Raw genomic sequence first — 3917 nt, forward strand, 5'->3', positions numbered from 1 at the left:
ATTGGTAGAGATGCCCGCTGGGGTCGCGTAATGGAGGGTGCGGGAGAGGATCCCTACCTGGGTAGCAAAGTGGCCGAGGCCAGGGTCATCGGCTTTCAAGGCAGTGGAGATGGAAGCAGGCTTGATGAACCGACCACACTGCTTGCCACAGGAAAACACCTCGCAGCATACGGGGCAGCGGAAGCAGGGAGGGATTATAACCCCGCAGAATTGTCGGAACACACGCTTAGAAATATATATTTACCTCCCTATAAAGCAGCGATAGATGCGGGAGTGGGTACCATGATGGCCTCCTTTAACGAGATCAACGGGATTCCTGCTACGGCAGACAAGTGGCTGATGACAGAGGTATTACGAAAAGAATGGGGCTTTACCGGCTTTGTGGTGACCGACTATACCGGAACGAACGAACTGGTACCCCATGGCGTGGCCGAAGACGAGAAACATGCAGCTGAGCTGGCTGTCAACGCGGGTATTGATATGGATATGACCGGTGCTTCATTTATTAAATACCTCACCCAATCGGTTAAAGAAGGGAAAGTATCGGAAGAAGCCATAAACACGGCCACCCGCCGTATCCTGGAGATGAAGTTTCTGCTGGGTCTTTTTGATGATCCCTACCGCTACCTCAGCGAAGAACGGGCAAGACAGAACACCATGACGTCCGAATTTATGGAGACGGCACGCAAGGCTGTTGCCTCCTCGGTGGTACTGCTGAAGAACGACAATCAAATTCTCCCCATCACAAAAGAGAGCGGAAAAACCATCGCGCTGATCGGCCCGCTGATGAACGATTCCATCAACCTGAACGGCGAATGGGCGGGACTGGGCGACCGGAACAAGAGTGTGCCCCTGCTGAAGGGACTCACAGAAAAATACGAAGGGAGCACCGTAAAGATTCTGTATGCAGCGGGATCCACGATTACGGAAACCACACCGGGCAAGATTGCAGAAGCTGTATCCGCCGCACGCAGGGCCGACCTGGTCATTGCCGCAATGGGAGAAGATTTCAACTGGTCGGGTGAAGCCGCCGTGCGAACCGATATCCGTCTGCCTGAACCACAACGCGCACTGCTGAAAGCATTAAAAGAGATAGGGAAACCCATTGTCCTGATCACACTGAGCGGCAGGCCGCTCGATCTCTCCTGGGAAGACGAGAATATGGATGCGATCCTCCAGGCATGGTTCCCCGGGACACAAGGCGGGCACGGCATTGCCGATGTGATCGCCGGAGACTACAACCCTTCGGCAAGGCTGGTGATGTCGTTCCCAAGAAATGTGGGACAGATTCCCATCTACTACAACCAAAAGAATACCGGCAGGCCCGTGGATCTTTCGAACGAAAAAATCGACTATAAATCGAGCTATCTCGATACGTCCATCACACCGCTCTATCCGTTTGGATACGGCTTGAGTTACACGACATACGGTATCAGTGATGTAAAACTCGACAAATCATCCATGAAGGCGGCCAATGACAGGATTACTGTCACGGCCAAGCTGCAGAATAGCGGAACCAGGGATGGGGATATGGTTGTACAGCTATATGTCCGCGATCTGGTGGGCAGCGTCACACGTCCGGTAAAAGAGTTGAAAGGTTTTCAGAAGATAAACCTGAAAGCAGGTGAGAGCAAACAGATTTCATTTGAGCTCCTGTCTGAAGATCTGGCTTTCTATGGAATCGACATGAAGAAGAAAACAGAGCCCGGGGACTTCAAGCTGTGGGTTGCGCAAAACTCCGCGGACAATTCCAATGAAGCAAGTTTTACCGTGACACAATGAAATCGTCCACGGTAGCAAGGAGGTATCTGCATCCCCAAAAACCATCCGGGTGAAATAGAAACGGCTTCCGGAATTATTTTTAATGAATCTTAATAGCAGCATGCTAAAGTTATCATTATTTTTGCAGTGAATAAGATAACAGAGCATGAATGAAAATAATGACGGAATCAATATCGGCAGTCCTTCAACGCTGATGGAAACCCTGGGAATCGAGTTTACGCTTCTCTCTCCGGAACGTACGGAAGCGGTAATGCCGGTCGACAGACACGTGTGCCAGCCATTTGGCATCCTTCACGGAGGAGCCACGCTGGCCCTCGCCGAGTCGGTAGCCGGACAGGGATCGCTTCTCCTGTGTGAAGCGGATGAGATGCCCGCAGGCATACAGGTAAGCTGCAATCATGTCTCTTCCGTGAGGGAGGGTGACAAGGTGCGGGCCGTGGGCACGATCATACACAGAGGTCGCTCCATCCATGTATGGAATATTGATATTTTTACCTCAACCGACAAGTTGGTGTCTTCCGTACGGGTGGTAAACAGCATTCTGAAAAAGCGATGAGAGATCTGCACGCGCATCAGATACTTGATGCACTGATTGACCAGGATGCATGCTTCGCTATTTTCAGGCTGCCCGGTGAAACGTTGCCACGTTTTGTGATGCAAACATCGGGAACACCCGCCCTCACCAGTGACATGGATAAATTAAACGGCCAGACCGGTTTCGTGATTGCCCCATTCCGGATATCAGACGAAACACCGGTGATCATAATTCGTCCCGATTGCCGTGATCTCGCCGAGGTGGGAACCTCCCTTGTAAAAAAACAACTGGGGAAGCGGAAGAATGTGAAACACAAGAATATAGATAAAGGTGAATATTTGCAACTGTTTCAGCGGTTTCACCAGCCTCTGACCAATGGAACGATAACAAAACTGGTACTCTCCAGGAGTAAGGACATCGTCAGGAAAAAGGGTTTTTCGCCGGGCCATGCTTTTTTTCTGGCGGCGGAGAAATACGACCATGCTTGTGTTTTTCTGTTTCACACACCCCAAAGTGGCACCTGGTTGGGCAGCACACCCGAAATACTGCTGTCGGGAGCAAACACCAGCTGGCAGACAATGGCACTCGCGGGCACACGTTATCCTCACTCCGGAGCTGTTTCGTGGGACGACAAGAACCTGCGCGAACAACATCTGGTTACCTCCTACCTGCTACACCAGCTCTCCTCCTTTCAAATCACACCGGAAATAAATGGTCCCTACACCTCCAAAGCGGGTAACCTGGCACATTTGCGAACCGATTTCAACTTTTCCCTTCCCGATGAATCGAAAATCGGAACCCTGTTAAAGGCGCTCCATCCCACCCCGGCTGTCTCCGGTCTGCCCAAAGAGGAGGCTTTCCAGTTTATCCTGGATCACGAAGGATATGACCGTCGTTATTATACCGGATTTCTCGGTATGCTGGAGCCAATGGCCGAAACAAATATCTATGTAAACCTCCGGTGTATGGAAATCGGAAAAAGTTCGCTTACTTTGTTTGCCGGTAGCGGCTTAATCTCCTCTTCCAACTGCAGGGATGAATGGAAGGAAACGGAAAAGAAGCTGGAGACCATGGCAAGTATTGTCAATTAAGATTTGAGAATGTATTCAGACAAGAAAAACGTTTTACAACTGGTGGCGTTGCTTAAGGCACATGGCATCACACACATTGTACTCTCTCCCGGATCACGCAATGCTCCGCTGATCCATTCTTTTGCCGGCGACAGCGACTTCACCTGCTACAGCGTGGTCGACGAGCGAAGTGCCGGCTTCTTCGCCCTGGGGGTCATTCAGGCCCTCGACCGCCCCGTCGCGGTATGCTGCACTTCCGGTACGGCCGCACTCAACCTGGGTCCCGCAGTAGCCGAGGCCTTTTATCAGCAACTGCCGTTGCTGGCAATTACCGCCGATCGGCCCCTCGCCTGGACGGGACAGCGAGACGGGCAGACCATCCCGCAAACCGGTCTCTTCGGAAAGCTGGTTCGCCATGCGGTACAGCTGCCTCTTGGAAATGACGACGAGGAAGCGTGGTATTGCAACCGGCTGATCAACGAGGCCATCCTCAGCATGGACAACGGGGAGAAAGGGCCTGCACACATCAA

3 protein-coding genes and 1 pseudogene are annotated in these 3917 nt (G+C 51.8%); all 4 read left to right on the forward strand.

The annotated features are described in order from the left end of the window. Positions 1–1782: glycoside hydrolase family 3 C-terminal domain-containing protein (locus tag B3Z75_RS07650; RefSeq protein ID WP_294069551.1), on the forward strand; the 1782-nt coding region annotated here is incomplete at its 5' end. A 190-nt stretch (positions 1783–1972) separates the two neighbouring features. Continuing rightward, positions 1973–2338, forward strand: a pseudogene (locus B3Z75_RS07655) (PaaI family thioesterase); the annotation flags it as partial. Further along, positions 2335–3408 (forward strand): isochorismate synthase, encoded by a 1074-nt coding sequence (locus B3Z75_RS07660; protein WP_294069554.1) that lies wholly within the window; start codon positions 2335–2337, stop codon positions 3406–3408. The pseudogene B3Z75_RS07655 and the gene B3Z75_RS07660, both read left to right, overlap by 4 nt. 9 nt (positions 3409–3417) lie before the next feature. After that, positions 3418–3917 (forward strand): thiamine pyrophosphate-binding protein (locus tag B3Z75_RS07665; protein ID WP_294069557.1); only part of this gene is annotated, 500 nt, incomplete at its 3' end.

Source organism: Proteiniphilum sp. UBA1028, from assembly GCF_002316955.1.
Lineage (GTDB): Bacteria > Bacteroidota > Bacteroidia > Bacteroidales > Dysgonomonadaceae > Proteiniphilum.

What these genes read in the sequence shown, in the direction of transcription:
- B3Z75_RS07660 (WP_294069554.1), top strand. Translation starts at nt 2,335, where the DNA reads ATGAGAGATCTGCACGCGCATCAGATACTTGATGCACTGATTGACCAG.